This window comes from Zooshikella ganghwensis (assembly GCF_018263875.1).
In the GTDB taxonomy this organism is placed as follows: domain Bacteria; phylum Pseudomonadota; class Gammaproteobacteria; order Pseudomonadales; family Zooshikellaceae; genus Zooshikella; species Zooshikella ganghwensis.
This window is the reverse complement of the sequence record NZ_JAEVHG010000002.1, coordinates 114,941-136,623: the sequence shown is the minus strand read 5'-3', so window position 1 is coordinate 136,623 and position 21,683 is coordinate 114,941. Positions and strand designations below refer to the sequence as shown.

Here is a 21,683-nt window from a genome sequence, read left to right as displayed (position 1 = left end):
TGAGTATCAACACTAACAATAATTAATGAAAAAAGGTGTTGTCATGCCTTCAGCTAACCTGCCTCTCTTTATCAATAATGAATTGGTTGCAAGCCAGTCAGACCAGTCAATCCCTGTGACTAATCCCGCGACCCAAGAAGTTTTAACGAAGGTCCCAGAAGCCACTGATGCGGAAATGGAACAAGCGATTAATGACGCACAAAATGCTTTTTACCAGTGGCGAGATGTACCCCCACCAGAACGTGCGCGGTTGATGATGGTTTTTCAGCAACTTTTAAAAAGTCATCACGATGAGCTTGCAGAAATACTGAGCCAAGAAACAGGAAAAACCTTTGCGGATGCGAAAGGTGATGTTTGGCGTGGTATTGAGGTTGTTGAACAGGCTTGCAATATTCCTTCATTACTAATGGGTGAAACTGCTGAAAATGTTGCGGGAGGTATTGATACCTACAGTTATATGCAACCTCTTGGCGTATGTGCCGGGATTACCCCTTTTAACTTTCCCGCAATGATTCCTTTGTGGATGTTCCCAATGGCAATTGCCTGTGGTAACGCGTTTGTGCTTAAACCCTCTGAGCAAGATCCAATGACGCCAATGCGTATCGCTGAACTATTTGCTGAGGCTGGGTTTCCTCCAGGGCTGCTACAAGTTGTCCATGGCCGCAAGGCTCAGGTAGACCATTTATTACGACATCCATTGATTAAAGCACTTTCTTTTGTTGGGTCAGTACCTGTTGCTCAGTATATTTACCGGACAGGTACTTCTCACTTGAAACGGGTACAGGCTTTCGCAGGCGCAAAAAATCATATGGTAGTTATGCCTGATGCGGATAAAGCACAAGTGATCAGTAATTTGGTGGGTTCTTCTGTAGGGGCCGCTGGCCAACGCTGTATGGCGATTAGTGTTGCCGTGTTTGTTGGTGAGAGTGCAGACTGGATAACTGATCTACAACAAGCCATGGCGAAAGTAAAACCAGGCTTTTGGAACGATGAGTCCGCAGGGTTTGGCCCATTAATATCACCTCAAGCCAAAGAGCGGGTATTAGGTTTGATCGCACAGGGTAAGCATGAAGGTGCACAGTGCCTTTTAGATGGAAGTGATTGCCGGGTAGCTGATTACCCTGATGGTAACTGGGTTGGGCCCACGTTGTTTAGTGGAGTAAAGGCTGACATGACCATTTACCGGGAAGAAATATTTGGGCCTGTGCTGCTTTGTATGCATGTTAATTCTTTAGATGATGCTATTCAGCTTATTAATCAAAACCCTTATGGTAATGGCACATCAATTTTTACTTCATCAGGCTTATCTGCACGACACTTTCAGCATTACATTGAAGTAGGACAGGTAGGCATTAATGTGCCGATTCCAGTACCACTACCGTTCTTTTCGTTTACTGGCTGGAAGCAGTCATTTTATGGTGATCAACATGCTTATGGTAAACAAGCTGTGCGATTTTACACTGAAACTAAAACAATTACGGCGCGCTGGTTTGACCCAGGTATGGCGGCTACACCTAATATGACGATTCAGATGCGTTAAATAATAGCTCGTTGTAATACATCCATTGTTAAGGGTAACCCTAGAAATGCACTTTTTTTAGAGGACCCTTAAGCGTCAGCCATTAAGGAGGTACCCAATGGATTTTGAGTTGACTGAAGAGCAACAAGCATTCCAACGCACAGCAAAGGCCTTTGCTGAGGGGGAGTTTGCTCCTCACGCTGCTTCATGGGATGAAAAACAGCACTTTCCTGTAGATGTTATCAAGCGTGCTGGTGAGCTTGGATTTTGTGGCATTTATTGTGCTGAAGATGAGGGTGGGCTGGGACTATCACGATTAGATGCTTCAATTATTTTTGAACAGCTCGCCCAAGGATGTACATCAACAACAGCCTATCTCACCATACATAATATGGTGACATGGATAATCAGTCTCTATGCCCAGGAAGAAATTCGTAAAGCGTGGTGCCCCTTGATGGTAACGGGCGAGAAATTAGGCTCCTACTGTTTAACAGAACCCAATGCTGGCTCTGATGCGGCTTCTCTGAAAACTACGGCAGTAAAAAATGGCGATCACTATGTACTAAACGGCAGTAAGGTGTTTATTTCGGGCGCGGGCGCAACCGATGTTTTAGTGGTTATGGCTCGAACAGGTGGTGAAGGTGCGAAAGGTATTTCCAGCTTTTTAGTACCTGCGGATAGCCAAGGTATTACTTATGGTCGAAAAGAGAGCAAAATGGGTTGGAACAGCCAGCCGACCCGAAGCATTACCTTCAGTGATGTCACTGTTCCAGTTCATTACCGGCTAGGAGGTGAAGGCCAAGGTTTTAAAATTGCTATGCAAGGTCTGGATGGAGGGCGCGTTAATATTGCCACTTGCTCAGTGGGTGTTGCTCAGGCGGCATTAAGAGATGCACAACAGTATATGCATGAGCGCTCTCAGTTTGGTAAGCCCTTGGCTCAATTTCAAGCATTACAGTTCAAACTGGCGGATATGGCTACACGGCTTGTCGCATCACAGCAAATGGTTCGCTTAGCTGCCAGTCGTTTAGATAAAAAAGCAAAAGATGCCACTCTTTATTGTGCAATGGCTAAGCAGTTTGCCACTGATGAATGTTTTGCGATTTGTAATGATGCCTTACAACTGCATGGTGGGTATGGTTATATCAGAGAATATCCATTAGAACGTTATGTTCGAGATGCTCGGGTTCATCAAATTTTAGAAGGTACCAACGAAATTATGCGTGTCATTATTTCTCGTCAATTGCTGCAAGGAGATACGCATCATCTGTTTGGTTAATTGTTTTTATTAGTTTAGAAAATAATTTTTTGACAGTTTTTATTTTCAGTAAAAGAGGTCGATGATTAGCAATGAAGTTAGCAAAATTATTGAGCTTGGTTGATACGGATAAGCTCAAATTAGAACAACATGAGCATACCTTGCTCGTGAGATTGAATAATCCGCCTGCGCATACATGGGATCAGGAAAATCTAGCTGCGCTGCAGCGATTAATGCACGCTTTAAATAAGGTGGATTCAATTTATGCCGTAGTGATTACGGGAGAAGGTGAAAAGTTTTTTTCTGCAGGGGCTGATTTAAAACTTTTTGCTGATGGAAATACGGGAAGAGCTCAGGAAATGGCCAGCTTATTTGGGCGGGCATTTGAAACCCTGGCGGCTTATCGGGGAGTAACCATTGCTGCTATTAATGGCTATGCCATGGGCGGTGGCCTTGAGTGTGCTCTAGCGTGTGATATCCGTATCGCTGAAGAGCATGCGCAGCTTGCTCTACCTGAAGCCAGTGTGGGTCTATTACCTTGTGCTGGCGGGACGCAGCGTTTACCTTGGCTGGTCGGAGAAGGCTGGGCTAAGCGAATGATTTTATGCGGTGAGCGGCTTACAGCTGAGCAAGCATTGAAAATTGGTTTGGTTGAGCAAGTTGTTAAACGCGGGGAAGTTGTTTCTTTAGCTCTCAAACTGGCTGGCCAAGTGGCACAACAAAGCCCTTGTAGCGTGAAAGCCTGTAAGGAACTTATTTCTGCAGCACAGCATCAACCGTTCCACACGGTACTTCCTATGGAGCGCGAAGCCTTCCTGGAATTATTTGAAACGGCGGATCAAAAAGAAGGGGTTAATGCCTTTTTAGAAAAGCGTCCTGCTGTCTGGCAAAACAAATAAATAACTGTCTACAGCAATGGAGGGAGTGCCATGAAAAAAAGCGTGAGTCTCCCTCTAGGATGTTGTTGTAGGAGATTAAATAAGATTGTGAAGATGAGAATGATATGAGTGATGCCATTGTAGTGAGTTGTCTTTCTTGTGAGGGTGGACAACAAATTGGAGTGTTAACACTTAACCGGCCGTCGAGTTTAAATGCGATTAATCAGCCAATGATTGATTGTCTTTATGAGCAGTTACTGGCTTGGCAGCATGATGAGCGTATTGCTTGCATTATACTAAAAGGCGAGGGGGATAAATCATTTTGTGCTGGTGGTGATGTACGACAGTTGTTTACCGCATTAAGTGAAGATCTTAAGGTAGGGCAAAAAGAGGCTGAGCAATTCTTTTCCCATGAGTACCGCCTGGATTATTTAATACATACTTACTCTAAACCTGTTGTGGTATGGGGCCATGGTATTGTCATGGGCGGTGGATTGGGTTTAATGGTGGGAGGCAGTCATCGAGTGGTGACAGAAACCACCCGAATGGCAATGCCAGAGATGGCAATTGGACTTTATCCTGATGTCGGAGGCTCCTGGTTTCTCAATCGGATGCCAGGGAAGACAGGCTTATTCTGTGGAATAACAGGTTGTGCACTAAATGCCGGTGATGCCCTTTATGCGGGGTTAGCTGATCGTTTTTTACAGCACAGTATGCAGCAAGAAGTCATTGATGCCTTGCGTCTTTCAAACTGGGAAAAAGACCCAGAAGCCAACCATGCTATTGTGAGCAAAATTCTCCGGCGCTTTGCTAAAGCTGCTGAACCGTTACTGCCTGAAAGTAATTTACAGCAGCACAGTAAGCAAATTCAACGTTTAATGGATCATGATAATTTGGTCGAAATCTATCATGACTGGCTACACTATGAGTCGACAGGCAATTGGGATTCGACAGATAGTTGGCTGGAAAAAGCTATAAAAGGCTTTTTGCATGGGTGTCCAACCACTGCTTACTTAGTATGGGAACAAATTAAACGTGGAAGGCACTTGTCATTACCAGAAGTTTTTCAAATGGAATTAACGTTGTCGGTTCAGTGTTGCTTACATGGTGATTTAGTGGAAGGTGTTAGATCGCGGTTAGTAGATAAAGATAACAATCCTAAATGGCGTTACACGACTGTATTAGATGTACCCAAAGACTGGGTCGAGACCCACTTTGAATCGTTATGGCCTACAGATCAGCATCCGTTAGCATCACTGGCATAAGGTATAGCCTGGAATAATTGGCAATTAATTGACTAAATGACAACAGACTTTAAATTACCGCTATAAAAATTAAAAAGCGACTCATAAATAAAAATAAGAGGAAAATAAAAAATGGACATTGGTTTTATTGGGCTGGGGCAAATGGGTTGCCCAATGGCCAAAAACCTTATAAATGCAGGCCACCGACTTCGTGTCTATGATTTAATTCCAAATGCGGTTGATTTACTGGTAAAAGATGGTGCGGAGGCTGCACATACTGCGCATATGGCGGTAGAAAATGCTGATGTGGTTATTAGTATGCTGCCTGCAGGGGAGCACGTAAAGCAGTTGTATTTAGAGGGTAATTTACTGGATAGTATTAATACTTCAACTTTAGTGATTGATTCCAGTACGATTGATCCGGATAGTGCACGATTAGTTGCGTCTGAAGCAAAAAAAAGAGGTATAAGAATGCTGGACGCACCTGTTTCAGGGGGTACAGCGGGTGCCCAAGCTGGCACACTCACTTTTATCGTGGGTGGAGAAGCTGATGCTGTGTCCATGGCTAAGCCTATATTACAGGTTATGGGTAAAAATATTTTTCATGCAGGTGCCAATGGCGCAGGTCAGGTCGCCAAAATATGCAACAACATGTTGCTGGCGATTACTATGGCAGGAACAGCTGAGGCATTGCAGCTTGGTGTTGAACAGGGACTAGATCCACAGGTCTTGGCTGATATTATGAATAACAGCTCGGGTGGTAACTGGGTGTTACAACGTTATAACCCCTATCCTGGAGTAATGCCAGAAGCGCCCGCTAGCCATGATTATCAGGGGGGATTTCGAGTTGAGCTAATGCTGAAAGATCTTGGCCTAGCTGAGCAAATGGCACTTTCCCAAACAAGCCGCACGCCCATGGGAGCATTGGCTCGGAATCTATACAGTATTCATTCTGCGCAAGGCAGTCATGCGCGGGACTTTTCAAGCATCATGCAGCTTTACCAACGACATATTGATGAGTAGTTTGGTTGAGCGCAGAATATGGGTACTCTAAACGAAAATATCTTTGGAGCACCCTAGGTTAACTTTTTCACCCCAACATTAAGCCAATGTTAGTACTTTAACATTGGCTTAGCCTGTTCTGTCAGTATAATGGCGTATATACCCATCTTCTTGGGGTAAAATACCTTATGCTATTGCCATAAAATTCAATTATAAAAAGACTCGCTGTCTAACGGTTACGCCATGAAGCGCCTATTTGCAATTTGGTTTGGTTTTATCCTCTTGTGGAGCTCATACGCTTGCTCTGAAGAATCTGATACTTCAACAGCGTCATTGCCCCCTGTTGAGCAAGTGATTGTTGCCTACGCTACAGGGCAAGAACCCTTTCAATTTAGTGATGATGAAGGTAAAGCTGCGGGTTATTTAATTGATATTTGGCGTGAATGGAGCAACCAGACAGGCATTAAGGTTAAGTTTTTAGGTGCGCCTGAGCAAGTAGCAGTAACCATGGTAAATCGTGGTCATGCGGATGTATTGGCTGGGGTGTATCGACGAGGTGAGTATAAGAGACTGAAATACAGCACACCATTGGCAAAAAGTGGCGTTTACTTCTTTTACCATAAAAGCTTACTGGATATAAAAAAATTAGAAGATCTTGCTGGGTTTAAAATAGGTGTAATTCGCGGGGAAGAAGCTGAGCAATATATTGAAGAGAATGTACCGAATGCTTCGGTGGTCACTTATAACAGCTATCGACAATTACTGGATGCGGCCACACGTGGGGATATTCGAGTATTTGTGGGAGAAGGCCCTTTACTTCGATACTTAATGGCGGCACGGGGTGCTCTTCAGGAATTTAATTATCAGTCTGAGCAACCTTTATTTCAGCGTACGTTGTATGCTGCAGTTAATGAAGTTCAATCAGGGCTGGATGAAGTTATTCGTAATGGAATGCAAAAAATCAGTTTGGTTGATCGTAAAGTGCTGGAAGGAAAGTGGTTGGAGCAGACCCGTGCATACTCAAGTGATGCATTGATTATCGCTATTGACTCAGACTTTCCGCCCTTATCGTTTATTAATTCAAAAGGACGCCCTGCCGGTTTTTTTGTTGATTTTTGGCGGCTTTGGTCTGAAAAGACAAAGAAGCAAGTGCGCTTTAGGGCCAGTGAGTGGCACGATACATTGGAAGCCATTAAAGATGGTGAAGCTGATATTCATTCAGGTGTATCAGAAACACCTATGCGAAAAGAATGGATGGACTTTTCGCAACCCTTTTATGAAATGAGTTCTGCACTTTTTTATGCAACGGACTCTATTCCAGTGCAAAGCTTTGATGATCTGACGGGGTCTCGCATTGGGGTGGTAAAAGGGACATCCCAGTATTTGTATGTTCTGGAAAATATCAGAGAAGCCTATTTAACAGAATATGACAATAATGAAGAGTTAATTCGGGCACTGCTCGATGGTGAAATACGTGCTTTTATTGCAGAGCCTATTTCAGTCAATATTTTACTGAATCGACTGGGGTTATTAGGCGAGGTTAAGCAATGGGGAAAAAATTTATATAAAGAAAAGTTTTATGCGGGGGTGCTCACAGGTCGAAAAGACTTACTGAAATTAATTAATAATGGTTTAAGTTTAATTAACCATCAAGAGCGCGTTGAACTGGAAGCACGTTGGTTAGTTGATCCCAAATTACGTTTTTTTTCTGATGAGGTATCTCCCCTTGAGTTATCTGAGGAAGAAAAAGAGTGGCTGCACAATCATCCGGTGATTACATTTACGGGAGACCCTGGATATCCTCCTTTTGAGACGGTTGATGAAAACGGTGACTATCAAGGCGTTGCAGCTGACTATATCAAAATACTCGAAAAACGTTTGGGCATAACATTTAACTACATCCCTTCAACGAACTGGAGTGACGCGGTTGCTAAGCTTCGCAACCGAGAAGTGGACTTACTGCCTGTTATTGCCTGGAATGAAGAACGGGCGAAACGCTTTGCATTTACGCAGCCGTACTGGGAAGTACAAACGGTTATTATTGCTCGCAATACTGATGACAGTATTAACAGCATTAAAGATCTCGCGGGTAAAAAAGTTGCTACTTTACCTGAGTTTGCAGCTACAGATTTTATAAAAAAACAGTATCCAGATATTGATTTTGTCAATGTCAAAGATTTTGCTGATGGTTTTAAACAGGTCTCTTTAGGGCCTCTGGATGCCATGATTGTAAACATGGCGACTGCGAGTCATGAAATTGAGCGTACCAAAATCACCAACTTACGAATTGCTGCGGAGGCAGGTTATAACTACCGTTTTCGTATGGCGACCCATAAGCACTGGGATAAATTTAATACCATTTTAAATAAAGTATTGAGTGGTGTAACACCTCGGGAAAAAGACGAAATTAAACGCCACTGGATTTCTATTCAAACACAACCTTGGCGTCCAAACAAAGAGTTTATTATTGGTGTTGTTATAACACTGGCCATTATTTTGTTAATTATTTATTGGAATTGGCGGTTATCACGAGAAATTGCGGAACGGCAAAAAGCAGAAAAAGCATTGCGTATGCGTGCGCAGATGGACCGTTTGTTAAGCAATATTACCCGCCAGTTTATGGATCGTGATTTAGATGAAGCAGTGAACTACACCTTACGTGTCGTGGGTGAGTTTATGGGGGCTGATCGGGGTTATGTATTAATTATTCGAGGCCAGCAGGCATTGATGACCCATGAATGGTATGCCTCTGATCTGCCTGCATTTATAGCCTCTCAGCGTAGTTACTTAGTGGATAAGTATCCTTTATTGGCTGACCGAGCTAAACAAGGAAGTACTTTGCAAAGCAGTGTACGGACGTTAGGCGCTGAAGATCATGACATGAAGTCACTGTTGGCTGAGTTAAAACTCAGGTCTGTTATTCATGTACCAATGCTTTTATCTGGGCGAGTTGTTGGCTGTTTCGCGCAAGCGACGGTGATGACCAATAAACACTGGAATCATGATGAGGTTGCGTTATTACGGCGGGTTGGAGAATTGATTGCTATTGGTCGCGCCAAAAAAGATGCTGAAGAAGCACTACGGGTGAGTGAAGAACGTTATCAATTGGCGATGGATGCTGCGACAGATGGTTTGTGGGATTGGAATATTCCTGAAGAAACTATCTATTTAAGTCCTCGTTATGCGCGAATGCTTGGTTATGAGCCAGGAGAAATTGCAGGCACTCCGGCTGCATGGGAGGCACTCATTCATCCAGATGATAAAGGGGATATGATTGATTTCCTGCGTAATATGCTGGCTACTTGCAATGAGTCATTTGAGCGCGTTTATCGCTGTTTTCGTAAAGATGGCAGTGTGTGTTATGTCAGAACCAAAGGTAAGGTGGTATTTAGGGATGAAGAGGGCAAACCATTACGTGCAGTAGGTACTCATGTTGACATCAGTGAGGAGTTAAGTCGACAGCGAGAGTTATCACTGGCTCACTTTTCACTAGATAACTCTGCGGATGAAATTCAGTGGGTTAACCAGCAGGGGCATTTAAGCTATGCCAACAGTGAATTATGTCGTTCATTAGATTATTCATTATCAGAACTTATTAATAAACCGTTAGCGGAAATTGACCCTAATGTGGATCAAAAATCCTGGAATCGGTTATGGAAATTATTAAAGCGTGAAAAGGCGATTACCTTTGAGACATTACGCAAGCGTAAAGATAACTCCGAGTATCCTGTTGAAGTGACCGCTAACTTAATGGAGTACGAAGGGGAAGGCTATGTGTTTATGTCTGGGCGTAATATTACGGATCGCAAACAGGCGGAAGAAGACTTGCATAAAGCAAAAGAAATTGCTGATCAAGCTAATCGCGCGAAAAGTGATTTTCTAGCCAATATGAGCCATGAAATACGAACACCCATGAATGCAATTATTGGTATGAGTCATTTGGCATTACAGACGGATTTATCTGAAAAGCAGTTTGATTATATTAGTAAAATTAAGTCCGCTTCTCATGCATTACTCGGAATAATTAATGATATTCTCGACTTTTCAAAAATTGAAGCAGGAAGAATGGAAATGGAATCCATCAGCTTTGATTTAGATGAAGTGTTTGAGAACTTAAGTAATATCATGCTGGTGAAAGCAGAAGAAAAAAATATTGAAGTTCATTATCACATTGCCGATAACGTTCCACGACACTTGGAGGGTGATCCATTACGTTTAGGACAAATTCTGATTAACCTAACTCATAATGCCATCAAATTTACTAATAAAGGCTCAGTTTCAGTATATGTTAAGTTGGTGGACTGGGAGCAGGATCATGTTCAGCTTGAGTTTTTAGTTAAAGATACTGGGATAGGTATCAGTAGTGATCATCTGGCGCACTTATTTGACTCTTTTTCCCAAGTAGATAGCTCAACTACTCGCAAGTTTGGAGGTACTGGATTAGGACTGGCTATTTGTAAAAAACTTGTCAGCATGATGCAAGGTTCTATTTGGGTTAAAAGTGAGCTAGGAAAAGGCAGTGAGTTTTATTTTACGGTTCGCCTGGGTCAGCAGCAGTTTAATAATAAATTGGCGCTAATGAGTGATGAATTAAAAGACATGCGGGTTTTGGTGGTTGATGACAATAAAGCCTCACAAACGGTGTTGACTGATTTGCTCCAATCAATTTCGATGCGTGCTGAAGTTGTATCCTGTGCTGAGGAAGCCTATGAACGTCTTGCGGAAGCTAATAGTCAACCAGGTGACTGCTTTGAATTGGTGTTAATGGATTGGCGGATGCCTGATACTGATGGCATTGATGCTTCGTATCATATTAAACAAATGGAACAGCTTGTGCATACGCCTGTCATTATTATGGTGACAGCTTATGGTCGTGAGGAGGTAATGCGTCAGGCACAGGAAACAGTTGATGCCTTTTTGATCAAGCCGGTTAGCCCTTCGGTATTATTAGAAACTATTTTACGAACCTTTGGTAAAGGAAAACTGCAAACCCATCCTCGTCAGCGAAGTTTAACCCCAGAGAATGCCACATTGCAGCGCTCAGGCAATGTGTTATTAGTGGAAGATAATGATATCAATCAGCAAGTGGCTAAAGAGCTGTTAGAAGGTATGGGGTTGACCGTGACGATTGCTGGAAATGGATTAGAAGCCATCAATGCGGTTAAGCAAAAAACCTTTGATTTGGTATTTATGGATATTCAAATGCCAGAGATGGATGGTTATCAGGCTACAACTTACTTACGCAATGATCCAGAGTATCAGCAGTTGCCTATTGTCGCGATGACAGCCCATGCCATGGCTGGGGATAAAGAGCGCTGTATTGCTGCGGGGATGGATGATCACTTGCCAAAACCATTGGACCCTGATGCATTGGCCCAAGTGGTGAGTTACTGGCTTGGTAGTCATCACAGCAGTGGCAAAGGTGAGGTTGACCAAGAGGCTGATCAAGTCATATTGCCTGAGTCTCTGCCTGGCATTGATATTAAGATTGGCTTGTCCCGGTTAGTGAACAACCGTCGACTATACCTTAAGTTATTACATGATTTTGTTCGTCAGTTGAATGATGCAGAAAGCACTGTTCAACATGCTTATGCGAATGATGATTGGGAAACAATTTTATATCAGGTACATACATTGAAAGGTGTCGCAGGTAATATTGGCGCCATTCAATTACAGCAAACTGCCCATGAACTGGAAAAAGCATTACGTGAAACGCCAGAAAATTTGACAGAGACATTATGGGATAATTTTTTGGAAAGTGTAAAAAGGTTAAAGCCGGGATTATTGGATTTGCCTGCTTTACCGGAGCCGGAATCCCCTCAGGATGAGAAAACAGTAACATCATTATTACCGTTTAACGAAATTCTACATTGCCTCAAGGAGCTTCAGTTGCAACTGGCATCGGGTGATATCGAGGTAATGGCTATGTTCCAGCGCAATCAGCATGATTTTGCAACAGTGCTGGCGCCTAATGAACTAAGTCAGCTGGAAGGATTTATTGATAATTTTGATTTTGATGAGGCGGCCGACTGGCTGGGCGAAAAGCTGACGATGTTAGAGGAGGTCAGCCAATAAATCTTACGTTATAAAACATTTGTTGCCTTTTGCCATGTTTGCTTCGTATGCAGATTGATTATTGCAGTAGCGACATGGCGGCATCCATTTCGGCAGTCAAGTCTTCACTTTCACCTTCTTCATCTTCAGGATTTATACCCAGTTTTTCAAAGGCTTTTATTTGAGTCCAGTCCAGTTTGGTGTATGGGTGGCCTGAGCCTGCTAAGGTTTGCAGATTGGCAACCATGACAATATCGACATAATCAACTTTATCAGAGTCACGGCTAAAATTAGTGTATTGTGAGGGAACGACAGCAATATTTTCAGGGAAGTCCCATGCTCTTAAAATGCGTGTACCAAGCCTGGGATGAATTTCTTCAATAACTCTGCTTAAGCTGATACTGTCGGGTATTGAGCCTCTTTCTTCTACATAGGTCAGAATAGGGAGTACGCCTATCTGATGCAATAAACCTGCGAGTGTCGCCTGGTCAGGCATTAGCCGAGTAAAGTGTCGACATAAGACGTGACTGATGCCTGCAACTTCGGTGCTGTGCTGCCAAACACTGCGAAGAATTTTATCTACGACATCTGACGTCGCCTGAAACATTTGCTCCATGGCCAGCCCTGTCGCTAAGTTGGCGGTATAGGTAATACCCAGCCGGTTTACAGCCATATTAATATTGTCAATTTCTCTGGATGCGCGCATTAAGGGTGAGTTAACAACCTTAATTATCCTTGCCGAAATAGCGGCATCATTACTGACTACCTTAGCCAATGTGGGCACATCTACATCTGGGTCCTCTGCTGTTTCGCGAATTCTTAGGGCAACCTCTGGTAGCGTAGGCATGAATAGTTCTTCATTTTCGATGGCCTCAGTAAGCTCGGTTAAAATCTGCTCAGCAAGATTAGCCATGTTGCTTCCTTTAACTTATTTTTAACAACGACACCTTGTTCTTGAATGATTTATGGGCAACAACGGGCGGGTGGCTCACCCGCAAAAGTTGTCGGTCATTAATGGTTTTAAGCTCAAGAACCTTCATTAGTTATAGTATAGGGTAAGCTAAGTAGCTGAACTTTTTTTGATAAATCTTGATCAAGGTATACGTCGTCGTTATTGACTGCTTTCGTCATGAGAACAGCAAGCGCTTCAGTTGAATGGGTAGGGTGGTTTAAACTGATAATTTCACCCACTGAGCTGTTATGTGCAGGTGAGTACAATGGCTGTCCAGGAAGAGCTGTGGCATTATCTGGAAGCTTTATGTGGTATAGGCGGCTTTTTAATTTGCCTAAGTACTGGGTGCGAGCAACAATTTCCTGTCCTGTATAGCAGCCTTTTTTAAAGCTAATGCCCTCAATAAATTGCATGTTGAACTGTTGAGGAATGTATTTCTCTTGAAATTGCTGATTAATCCAAGCTATCCCTTGATCTACTAAATAATGCTGCCAGTAACCATAGCCAGCAGGTGAGCAGTGTTTACTGAAGGTGAGCCAGTAATTCTCAGCCTGATCTATTGGGCAATTGATCAGATAGCCTTGTTGCCCAGGTAGGTTGATTATTTGAAGTTGATTTTGAGTAGTTATTTGTAATTTATCATTTGTGGTTGGCAGACCTGTCTGGCTAAGCGTTGTATTTGCCTCATTACCCAGGATCGCCAGTTGAACCCACTTTTGACTGTGGTTGCTGATACTGCATTTATAAAAAACAGCGTATTTGCTAAGGGTTTGAATAAAATGCTCAATGGCGTTACGACTTAAAAAAAGCAGAAAGTCATCATCAGCTCGCCATATCCAGAAGTTACCAATCATTCGGCCTTTGGGAGTACAGTATGCTCCAAATTGTGCTTGTGATTCACTCACTTGATTTATGTCGCAAGTGAGTTGACCTTGTAGTAGCTTGTCACTGCCTTCTCCAGAGATATGAATAATACCCATTGGCGTTAAATCAACGAGGGTAGGTTGCGAGGAAAGGGGCGGTTGTGGAAAAGCTAAAACCTGATCATCATTAAACTGTGCCCCTTGAGCTTCTAAAAATTCAGACCATGATGTACTCATGTGTTTTTCCAGATTCCAATTAACCAAATTGACTTGCAAGAATAGAAATAAGTAACCGACAATACAGCAGCTTAGCAATTTTGTGCAAGATGATTGCCCCACTATACTTCGACTTGTGGGCAGACCTGTAGAAAGTGATGTTTGAGTAAGGGATCAAGATGTTATCAGTGGCTGAACATAATCGGCTTTTTTGGCGAAGCCGACGCGGTATGCTGGAATTAGATGTACTCTTAGTGCCTTTTGTTAAAGAAGCTTTTCCATTATTAAGTGAGGAAAACCAGGCTCGTTACAAGAAGCTGATTGACTGTGAGGATCCAGACCTTTTTCGCTGGTTTATGCAAAAAGAGCAGCCCGATGATCCGGAGCTGGCGATTATTGTTGAGATGATTTTGAACCATGTCCCTGCATCAAGCTAACGGTCTCCTTTTTATTGCTCTAAAGCCATCCCGCTGCCTGGCTGCTTGGATAATTTTTAGTCATAGTTTAGCTGCACTAGGCTTAACTATTTCACCATGGCTATGGTGGCTGGATTTAACGCTGTTAATAATGATGGCTGGGTCTTGCTTGTGGTTACTAAGGTTTCATGTATGGCGAACAGCAGCTAAAAGTGTGGTGCAGATTCAGCAGACACCCTCGGGCTGGTTGCTGCTGCTTAGGGATGGCACATTATTAGAGGCAGCACTTCACTTCGATACGTTGGTAATGGCAAAGCTGGTTGTTCTGAATTTTAACGTTAGTGGTAAAGCTCGCCCTTTACCTGTTGTTATTATGGCTGATGCTATTAACCAAGAGCAGCTACGCACTCTCCGTGTTGTGCTGCGCTGGTCATCGTCTGAAGAAAAGGCCTCGACTTTTCCTTAGCTAGAGGGTTCACGGTCCGCATAAGGGTGGTAGTTGGTTGGGTAGAGAATGGTATCTTCAATTTTGCTGAGTGAGTCTGGATAGTCCAGCGTATAGTGCAGCCCCCGACTTTCTTTTCGGGCCATCGCGGACGAAATAATGAGGTCAGCAACTACTGTTAAGTTGCGTAGTTCGATTAAGTCATTGCTGATTTTATAGTTACTGTAAAACTCATAAATTTCTTGATGCAGCAAATTGATGCGGTGTCTGGCTCGCATCAGCCGTTTAGTCGTTCTTACAATTCCAACATAGTCCCACATAAAGCGCCGCAGCTCATCCCAGTTGTGCGCAATAATGACATTTTCATCAGAGTCAGTAACTTGGGTTTCATCCCAGTCAGGAATATCTACGGGGGGGAGAGGTATAGATAAACGCTTCTTGATATCTTCAGCACTGGCCAGCGCATAAACCACGCACTCTAGTAATGAATTACTGGCTAATCGGTTAGCACCATGCAGGCCAGTAAAGCTACACTCACCAATGGCATAGAGGTTTCTAATATCCGTACGCCCTGCAGTGTCTACCATAATCCCACCACAGGTGTAGTGTGCAGCAGGTACAACAGGTATGGGGGCTTGAGTAATATCAATACCGTAACTCAGGCAGCGCTGATAAACATTGGGGAAGTGACTTAAGATGAATTCTTTAGACTTGTGGCTGATATCTAAATAAACACAGTCAATACCTAGCCGCTTCATTTCATGGTCGATTGCTCTGGCGACGATATCCCTTGGCGCTAATTCTTCCCGCTTATCAAACTTAGCCATAAAGCGACTGCCATCAGGAAGCTTGAGTAATCCACCCTCTCCTCTAATTGCTTCAGTAACCAGGAATGACTTTGCTTGTGGGTGAAACAGGCATGTTGGGTGAAATTGGTTAAATTCCATATTGGCCACTCGGCACCCTGCCCGCCAGGCCATTGCTATACCGTCGCCTGTTGCACCATCGACATTACTCGTATACAGATAGACTTTACTAGCCCCACCGCTAGCAAGCACGACATGATTGGCATGAAATACTTCAACTTCATCAGTTTTCAGGTTAAGTACATAAGCACCTACACAGCGGTTCGGCTGTATGCCGAGTTTCTCAGATGTGATTAAGTCAACGGCTAGGCGGTTTGATAATGTTTCTATATTAGGGTGGGCTAAGGCTCGTTCAATAAGTGTTTGAGAAATTGCCTGGCCTGTTGCATCGGCAGCATGGATCACTCGACGATGACTATGGCCACCTTCTTTGGTTAGATGATAGTCTTCGTGGCCATCCGCCATTTGCGCTTTAGTAAAAGGAACACCCTGGCTTATTAACCAATCAATACTTGCTTTGCTGTGTTCGATAGTGAACCGAACAGCATCTTCGCTACACAGTCCTGCCCCAGCGGTCAGGGTGTCGCTGACATGCGCTTCGATAGTATCACTTTTGTCAATAACACCTGCAACACCACCTTGTGCCCAATAAGTTGAGCCTGCAACAAGCTCGGCTTTACTCAGTACAGCAACTTTAACGTGGTCAGCAAGATTTAACGCTAAGGTTAACCCTGCAGCGCCACTACCAATGACAAGTACATCATAGCGATATGCGTGAGGCATGAGGAATCCTTGATTTTTGCAGACGCCAATTAAATTTTAGCGTTAATCTAACGTCATTTACTTACGATTGCAGGTTTTTTACGCATAACATGCAGGAGGTGAAGTATATAGTATGCCTACTCGAATAGGCAGTCTTGGCATGGAAGATCATGGGCTGGTTTGATTTTGCTCAAGGAGATTTATGTTGAGTGAAGAATTAAACTGACTTACTGCCTCACAAGTATTTGTGATTAATTTTGTTTGGCAGTGTGACTTGTTCGCTATTGAATAATTGTCATTGGGAACCAATTTTAAGTATGTGACTCCATCTAGACTGTTATTGGTAGTGTTGAGTCGGATCTTAAAGGAAGTGGCTTTATTTTATCGAAAAAGCGCATATAAGCGTTTTTTCATTGAAATCAGACCAGTTGATATACCATCAGTGAACTGAATTCAAAGAGTTTGGCTACATTACTTAGAGCTGCTTTTGAACGTTTCGAAATGGGATGTTGACTTATGATCACATCTTGTGATTTCTGCCAATAACCTCAAGCTAACTGTTGAGAACTTTTATTTATCCATATGGTCTACACAACAGAACATAACTTAACCACCCGGCAATGCCTGAACGCTCTGTTGTTCTTGGGAACAGCGGAGGGAGTATGGTAAGTGCGCAAGACTCTGATCAACAATTAATCGATCGAGTCCAACGGGGGGACAAGCGTGCTTTTGATCTGCTGGTTCTAAAGTACCAGCATAAGATTCTTGGCTTGGTCAGCCGCTATGTGCATGACCATCAGGAAGTATACGATGTTACTCAAGAGGCGTTTATTAAAGCTTATCGAGCTATAGATAAATTTCGTGGTGAAAGTGCATTTTATACCTGGCTTTACCGTATCGCGATTAACACAGCGAAAAACTACCTGGTATCAAAAGGCCGACGTCCACCTGATACAGATGTCGATAGTGAAGAAGCTGAATATTTTGAGGGACATAACCCCTTAAAGGAAATTGAAAATCCTGAGAACCGTCTACTTCGTGATGAAATTGAAAAGGTTGTGTATAAAGCCATTGCAGGTCTGCCTGATGACTTACGCTCAGCGCTCACCCTTCGCGAGTTTGATGGGTTAAGTTATGAGGAGATTGCTGAAGTTATGCAGTGCCCAGTAGGTACTGTGCGCTCAAGAATTTTTAGAGCAAGAGAAGCTGTTGATAAACAGGTGCAGCCTCTGTTATCCAGCGCTGCTGGCTGAGACTTAACAGTGATAAGAAATGATTTTTGATAATACGGCGTTTGATTTTTAATATGGAACGGATGGTGTGGCAATGAGAGCAGATCTTGATGTTTTCCAGTGCAATGAGGTGCCTCTATGAGCAGTGATGATCGTAATTACGAGTCATTATCAGCCATCATGGATGGTGAGGCGAATGAGCTGGAGTTGCACCGGGTATTGAAACATCTTCATGATAATGATGAAACACGAGCAAAGGCGTTTCGATACCAGTTAGTGGGTGAAGTCATGCGGAAAGAGACTCATGACTTTTCACACATTGACTTGTCTGCAGCGATAAGTACGGCTATTGATGCAGAGCCAATGCATGAACATCACCAGCCTGCCTATGAAACGGCCATGAGTGATCAAGCTGTTTTGGGTGGTGCTGTATCAGTAGCTCATGGCTGGTCGCGATGGTTGCGTCCTGCGGGTGGTGCAGCTGTTGCTGCAACAGTTGCCTTGGCTGTGCTGTTAGGTGCAAATTTAGTGAATCGTTCTGCAAATAATAATTTGGAAGCAGAGCTGACTGCTCAAGCTGAAGCTACAACAAACACTATTCCTGTGTCGGCGGCCTCCCCAGTTGTTAGAGAGTCACCACTGGTGACAGGGCAGGCAGCTCCTATGCTAGCAGGGTATCCTGATCAACCCACATACCGCGTACCACTTCGTGTGGATCAGCATGAAGCAGCGTTACGTGCGAAACAACTAGCTGAGATGGCTGCACAGGCGCGCTTTCAGTCTTATATGTTGCAGCATGCTGAATACAGTTCATTGAGTGCTAATCAAGGCATTTTACCATTTGCCAGAGTCCATGAGTTTGAGACAAAGTAATATGCGTATGCGGGTTCGTCTGGGCTTAGGTCAAACTCTTCTCTCGGTGGCTATGTTATTGGCGAGCTTTAGTGCTGTTGCAACTGAAAAAAGAACAGCACTGGATTGGCTGCAAGCTATGGTTGTCGCTACTCAACAGCTGAATTATGAAGGTCAATTTGTGTACGAACATAGTCGCGGATTGACCACTATGTCTATCGCTCATGCTTACCAAGATGGACAGGTTCGTGAGCGGTTGGTGTATTTAGATGGACCGCCGCGAGAGGTTATTCGTTATGGGGACAAAGTAATATGTGTGACCCCTAAAAACGAAGTAATCCGTTTTGATCATCAAGGAACACCTATTCTTTTCGCTCAAGCTTTTCAAAAAAACCTCAGTAAAATTGCTTCGCTATACAAGCTGGAGTTAGACGGTCACGGCCGTATTGCAAACCGGCCGACTACTGTGATTAATGTCGTGCCAAATGATCAGCATCGATATGGTTATCGATTATGGTTAGATCAGGATACTGCACTTTTATTAAAGTCGGTGCTACTGGATAATAAAGGCAAGCTACTAGAACGTTTGCAGTTTACTTCCATACAAACTGGAGAGGCTATTGCAGAAGAGCGCCTGGTTTCATCATTAAATGATGAAAATGCCGTTGAACAAGTTATTTCAACCCAGAGCGTTAGCCGTCAACCAAGTGATACCCTGCAAAGCTGGCGTGTATCCTGGGTACCTGATGGTTTTGAGCTATCGAGGCATGATGAGCGTAAGCATTCAGGGTATGGTATGACGGTTGCCTCATTGATGTTTTCTGATGGGCTGGCAGGCTTTTCTGTTTTTGTTGAGCAAGGTGATGAGCGTTCAGCTGCCCAACAAGCCTTGAGTCGTCGAGGAGCAATGACGGCTATTTCTCGAATGCTAAAGGATAACAACAACATTTATCTGGTTACTGTTGTCGGTGAGGTCCCTGAAAAAACAGCTGAAAAAATTGCAGTTTCAGTGCAGTCAGCTTTAAATAAGCGTTAAAGTAATATTACCTAAAGTTTAACGTTTTAAATCAGAGAAAAGATATCAGCTAAAATGATAGAAGAACAAGGACATGTAATGGCTGTCGAGCCTGGTGCAGTGTGGGTCCAAACCATTAGGCGAACTACATGCGGCAAATGTCAGGCTAAGTCAGGGTGCGGGCATAACCTTATGGAAAAGCTGATTCCCAATCGCCAACATGCCTATATCAAAGCACTTAGTGATAACTACTCCTTACAGGTTGGTGATGAGGTAGTCATTGGTATCGAGGAAAATACCCTAGTTAATGCTTCAGTTTTAGTCTACTTACTGCCTCTCTGTGCGCTTTTATTGGGACTATTTTTAGGTCATTGGTGGCAGTTACATGAATTAGCAAGCTTAGGGGTAGCGCTTTCTTTATTACTGCTGACATTTGTTGGGGTGAGGGACTATAGCCATAAGCATTTTGTTCAGAAAAAAACATTACCTGTAGTAATACGTGTAAAGCTAGCAGCTCAAGCAATTTCTTGAATAGTTAAAACCACTAAATTGAATAAATAATAAACAGATTTTAAGGGTTTTGGTTTCTTATGAGAACTGTACTAACTGTTCGCTTTCTTTGGCTATTTGTTTTATCAACAGTGATAACACTTTCCACCGCTCGTGCAGGATCTTATCCGGACTTTACCGAGCTAGTCGAGAATACCTCTCCTGCTGTTGTTAATATTAGTACACGACAGGAACCTAAAAGGCGACAGCAGCTCCAGTTCCGTGAGTTTCACCAAGATTTACCTGATATTTTTCGTGATTTTTTTGGAAAGCCATTCCCCCCTGGTAAAGATAATAAAATGCCTGCTCACTCACTAGGCTCAGGCTTTATTGTTTCTCAAGATGGTTATGTATTAACAAATAATCACGTTATTTCTGGGGCTGACGAAATACTAGTTAGGTTGCGAGACCGAAGAGAGCTTGAAGCAAAAGTCATTGGTGCTGATGAGCGATCAGATTTAGCACTGCTTAAAATTGAGGCATCAGACTTACCTGTTGTTAAAGTAAATACTCAAGCAGTGATTAAACCTGGCCAGTGGGTTGTGGCAATTGGCTCGCCATTTGGTTTTGAAGCATCTGTAACCGCAGGAATTGTGAGCGCGACAGGACGTAACTTGCCTAGTGAAAATTATGTTCCATTTATTCAAACGGATGTTGCTATTAACCCAGGTAACTCTGGTGGTCCACTCCTGAACTTAGATGGAGAGGTGATTGGCATTAACTCTCAGATTTATACTCGATCTGGAGGGTTTATGGGGCTTTCTTTTGCGATTCCCATGGATGTTGCTATGGATGTGGTTAAGCAGCTCAAAGAGAAGGGGTATGTCTCGCGAGGCTGGCTAGGGGTTATGATTCAGGCTATGAACAAGGAACTAGCTGAGTCATTTGACTTAGAAAAACCGATGGGTGCACTTGTGGCAGAGGTTCTTGAAGATAGCCCTGCAGAAAAAGCAGGTTTTGAGAGTGGCGACATTATTTTACAGTTTGGTGGTCAAGAGATTAAAGAATCATCGGATTTGCCTTATATTGTTGGCCGGACACCAGTAGGTAAGCAAGTTGAGGTTGACATACTTCGTAAGGGAGAAAAACAAACGCTTTCAGTCATGATTGGTGAGCTTCCAGATAAACGACATCTTGTTGATAGCAAGCAAAACACGCCTAAAGCGTTGTCAAATCGACTAGGGGTTACAGTTAAAACGCTGACAGCTGATGAGAAAGAGCAGCATGACCTGGCCCATGGTGTGGTTGTGAGTAAGGTACTTGAAGGTCCTGGTCGTGATGTTGGTTTGCGCTCAGGTGACTTCATTACTGATATCTATAACGAGAAAGTTGATTCCGCCGAAAGCTTTTATGATGTGGTGGACAAATTACCTGCAAATAAATCCATCCCTATGCGTTTGGTCCGTCATGGCAAGCCAGGCTATATCACATTTAAACTTACAGATAACTAAATAGTAAGGATAAAAGGCTGACAGGTTAGCTCCTCCTCAACCCTGTCAGCATAGCCGGAAGGTAATAAATACGTTAGAATTCAGCCTTTCTGTCAATCTTTGATTTCAA

General features: G+C 43.3%; 16 protein-coding genes. 13 read left to right on the top strand and 3 right to left on the bottom strand.

Annotation, left to right across the window (positions count from 1 at the left end; genetic code table 11):
- Positions 1 to 43: 43 nt before the first annotated feature.
- From KHS79_RS04495 to KHS79_RS04470, 6 genes are all read left to right on the top strand, one after another.
- The gene (locus tag KHS79_RS04495; protein WP_212717058.1) at positions 44 to 1,540 is read left to right on the top strand and encodes a CoA-acylating methylmalonate-semialdehyde dehydrogenase; all 1,497 of its coding nucleotides are present in this window, start codon (positions 44 to 46) and stop codon (positions 1,538 to 1,540) included.
- Between the two features lie 97 nt (positions 1,541 to 1,637).
- Entirely contained in the window at positions 1,638 to 2,798 is a 1,161-nt protein-coding gene (locus KHS79_RS04490; RefSeq protein WP_212717055.1) for an acyl-CoA dehydrogenase family protein, read from the top strand.
- A gap of 71 nt (positions 2,799 to 2,869) precedes the next feature.
- Complete coding sequence (locus tag KHS79_RS04485) at positions 2,870 to 3,676, top strand: enoyl-CoA hydratase (RefSeq protein ID WP_094788105.1); 807 nt, start codon at positions 2,870 to 2,872, stop codon at positions 3,674 to 3,676.
- Between the two features lie 104 nt (positions 3,677 to 3,780).
- The gene (locus tag KHS79_RS04480; protein ID WP_212717053.1) at positions 3,781 to 4,920 is read left to right on the top strand and encodes an enoyl-CoA hydratase/isomerase family protein; all 1,140 of its coding nucleotides are present in this window, start codon (positions 3,781 to 3,783) and stop codon (positions 4,918 to 4,920) included.
- Positions 4,921 to 5,031: 111 nt separating this feature from the next.
- Positions 5,032 to 5,922 carry a 3-hydroxyisobutyrate dehydrogenase gene (gene mmsB / locus KHS79_RS04475; RefSeq protein ID WP_212717051.1) on the top strand — a complete coding sequence of 297 codons (891 nt, stop codon included), beginning with the start codon at positions 5,032 to 5,034 and terminating at the stop codon, positions 5,920 to 5,922.
- 222 nt (positions 5,923 to 6,144) lie between these two features.
- Positions 6,145 to 11,976, top strand: a complete 5,832-nt coding sequence (locus tag KHS79_RS04470) for a transporter substrate-binding domain-containing protein (RefSeq protein ID WP_212717049.1) — start codon at positions 6,145 to 6,147, stop codon at positions 11,974 to 11,976.
- 58 nt (positions 11,977 to 12,034) lie between these two features.
- Here KHS79_RS04470 and KHS79_RS04465 read toward each other — a convergent pair whose 3' ends face one another.
- Both KHS79_RS04465 and ygfZ read right to left on the bottom strand, forming a co-directional pair.
- Positions 12,035 to 12,868, bottom strand: coding sequence for an HDOD domain-containing protein (locus KHS79_RS04465; RefSeq protein ID WP_212717047.1), 834 nt, complete (start codon positions 12,866 to 12,868; stop codon positions 12,035 to 12,037).
- Positions 12,869 to 12,981: 113 nt separating this feature from the next.
- The gene (gene ygfZ / locus KHS79_RS04460; protein ID WP_212717045.1) at positions 12,982 to 14,007 is read right to left on the bottom strand and encodes a CAF17-like 4Fe-4S cluster assembly/insertion protein YgfZ; all 1,026 of its coding nucleotides are present in this window, start codon (positions 14,005 to 14,007) and stop codon (positions 12,982 to 12,984) included.
- Positions 14,008 to 14,165: 158 nt separating this feature from the next.
- Here ygfZ and KHS79_RS04455 point away from each other — a divergent pair, with 158 nt between their 5' ends.
- Together KHS79_RS04455 and KHS79_RS04450 are read left to right on the top strand one after the other, a co-directional pair.
- Positions 14,166 to 14,423, top strand: a complete 258-nt coding sequence (locus KHS79_RS04455; protein ID WP_027706962.1) for an FAD assembly factor SdhE — start codon at positions 14,166 to 14,168, stop codon at positions 14,421 to 14,423.
- The gene (locus tag KHS79_RS04450) at positions 14,404 to 14,868 is read left to right on the top strand and encodes a protein YgfX (RefSeq protein ID WP_212717043.1); all 465 of its coding nucleotides are present in this window, start codon (positions 14,404 to 14,406) and stop codon (positions 14,866 to 14,868) included. The genes KHS79_RS04455 and KHS79_RS04450 overlap by 20 nt, the downstream gene beginning before the upstream one ends.
- On the opposite strand, the gene nadB is transcribed toward KHS79_RS04450, so the two are convergent.
- A complete protein-coding gene (gene nadB / locus KHS79_RS04445; RefSeq protein ID WP_212717041.1) occupies positions 14,865 to 16,496 on the bottom strand; it encodes an L-aspartate oxidase in 1,632 nt (543 codons plus the stop codon). The genes KHS79_RS04450 and nadB overlap by 4 nt on opposite strands.
- Before the next feature lie 641 nt (positions 16,497 to 17,137).
- Here nadB and rpoE point away from each other — a divergent pair.
- From rpoE to KHS79_RS04420, 5 genes are all read left to right on the top strand, one after another.
- Complete coding sequence (rpoE, locus tag KHS79_RS04440; RefSeq protein ID WP_027706959.1) at positions 17,138 to 17,728, top strand: RNA polymerase sigma factor RpoE; 591 nt, start codon at positions 17,138 to 17,140, stop codon at positions 17,726 to 17,728.
- A 117-nt stretch (positions 17,729 to 17,845) separates the two neighbouring features.
- Complete coding sequence (locus tag KHS79_RS04435; protein WP_212717039.1) at positions 17,846 to 18,580, top strand: sigma-E factor negative regulatory protein; 735 nt, start codon at positions 17,846 to 17,848, stop codon at positions 18,578 to 18,580.
- Between the two features lie 7 nt (positions 18,581 to 18,587).
- The gene (locus KHS79_RS04430; protein WP_212717037.1) at positions 18,588 to 19,595 is read left to right on the top strand and encodes a MucB/RseB C-terminal domain-containing protein; all 1,008 of its coding nucleotides are present in this window, start codon (positions 18,588 to 18,590) and stop codon (positions 19,593 to 19,595) included.
- A 54-nt stretch (positions 19,596 to 19,649) separates the two neighbouring features.
- On the top strand, positions 19,650 to 20,105 hold the full coding sequence (locus KHS79_RS04425; protein ID WP_212717035.1) for a SoxR reducing system RseC family protein: 456 nt from the start codon (positions 19,650 to 19,652) through the stop codon (positions 20,103 to 20,105).
- Between the two features lie 59 nt (positions 20,106 to 20,164).
- Positions 20,165 to 21,574 carry a DegQ family serine endoprotease gene (locus KHS79_RS04420; protein WP_212717033.1) on the top strand — a complete coding sequence of 470 codons (1,410 nt, stop codon included), beginning with the start codon at positions 20,165 to 20,167 and terminating at the stop codon, positions 21,572 to 21,574.
- Positions 21,575 to 21,683: the final 109 nt, after the last annotated feature.

Excerpts from the sequence above, each read along its gene's own strand:
- KHS79_RS04495 (WP_212717058.1), top strand. The coding sequence starts at position 44 with ATGCCTTCAGCTAACCTGCCTCTCTTTATCAATAATGAATTGGTTGCA.
- KHS79_RS04490 (WP_212717055.1), top strand. The coding sequence starts at position 1,638 with ATGGATTTTGAGTTGACTGAAGAGCAACAAGCATTCCAACGCACAGCA.
- KHS79_RS04485 (WP_094788105.1), top strand. The coding sequence starts at position 2,870 with ATGAAGTTAGCAAAATTATTGAGCTTGGTTGATACGGATAAGCTCAAA.
- KHS79_RS04480 (WP_212717053.1), top strand. The coding sequence starts at position 3,781 with ATGAGTGATGCCATTGTAGTGAGTTGTCTTTCTTGTGAGGGTGGACAA.
- mmsB (WP_212717051.1), top strand. The coding sequence starts at position 5,032 with ATGGACATTGGTTTTATTGGGCTGGGGCAAATGGGTTGCCCAATGGCC.
- KHS79_RS04470 (WP_212717049.1), top strand. The coding sequence starts at position 6,145 with ATGAAGCGCCTATTTGCAATTTGGTTTGGTTTTATCCTCTTGTGGAGC.
- KHS79_RS04465 (WP_212717047.1), bottom strand. The coding sequence starts at position 12,868 with ATGGCTAATCTTGCTGAGCAGATTTTAACCGAGCTTACTGAGGCCATC.
- ygfZ (WP_212717045.1), bottom strand. The coding sequence starts at position 14,007 with ATGAGTACATCATGGTCTGAATTTTTAGAAGCTCAAGGGGCACAGTTT.
- KHS79_RS04455 (WP_027706962.1), top strand. The coding sequence starts at position 14,166 with ATGTTATCAGTGGCTGAACATAATCGGCTTTTTTGGCGAAGCCGACGC.
- KHS79_RS04450 (WP_212717043.1), top strand. The coding sequence starts at position 14,404 with ATGTCCCTGCATCAAGCTAACGGTCTCCTTTTTATTGCTCTAAAGCCA.
- nadB (WP_212717041.1), bottom strand. The coding sequence starts at position 16,496 with ATGCCTCACGCATATCGCTATGATGTACTTGTCATTGGTAGTGGCGCT.
- rpoE (WP_027706959.1), top strand. The coding sequence starts at position 17,138 with ATGGTAAGTGCGCAAGACTCTGATCAACAATTAATCGATCGAGTCCAA.
- KHS79_RS04435 (WP_212717039.1), top strand. The coding sequence starts at position 17,846 with ATGAGCAGTGATGATCGTAATTACGAGTCATTATCAGCCATCATGGAT.
- KHS79_RS04430 (WP_212717037.1), top strand. The coding sequence starts at position 18,588 with ATGCGGGTTCGTCTGGGCTTAGGTCAAACTCTTCTCTCGGTGGCTATG.
- KHS79_RS04425 (WP_212717035.1), top strand. The coding sequence starts at position 19,650 with ATGATAGAAGAACAAGGACATGTAATGGCTGTCGAGCCTGGTGCAGTG.
- KHS79_RS04420 (WP_212717033.1), top strand. The coding sequence starts at position 20,165 with ATGAGAACTGTACTAACTGTTCGCTTTCTTTGGCTATTTGTTTTATCA.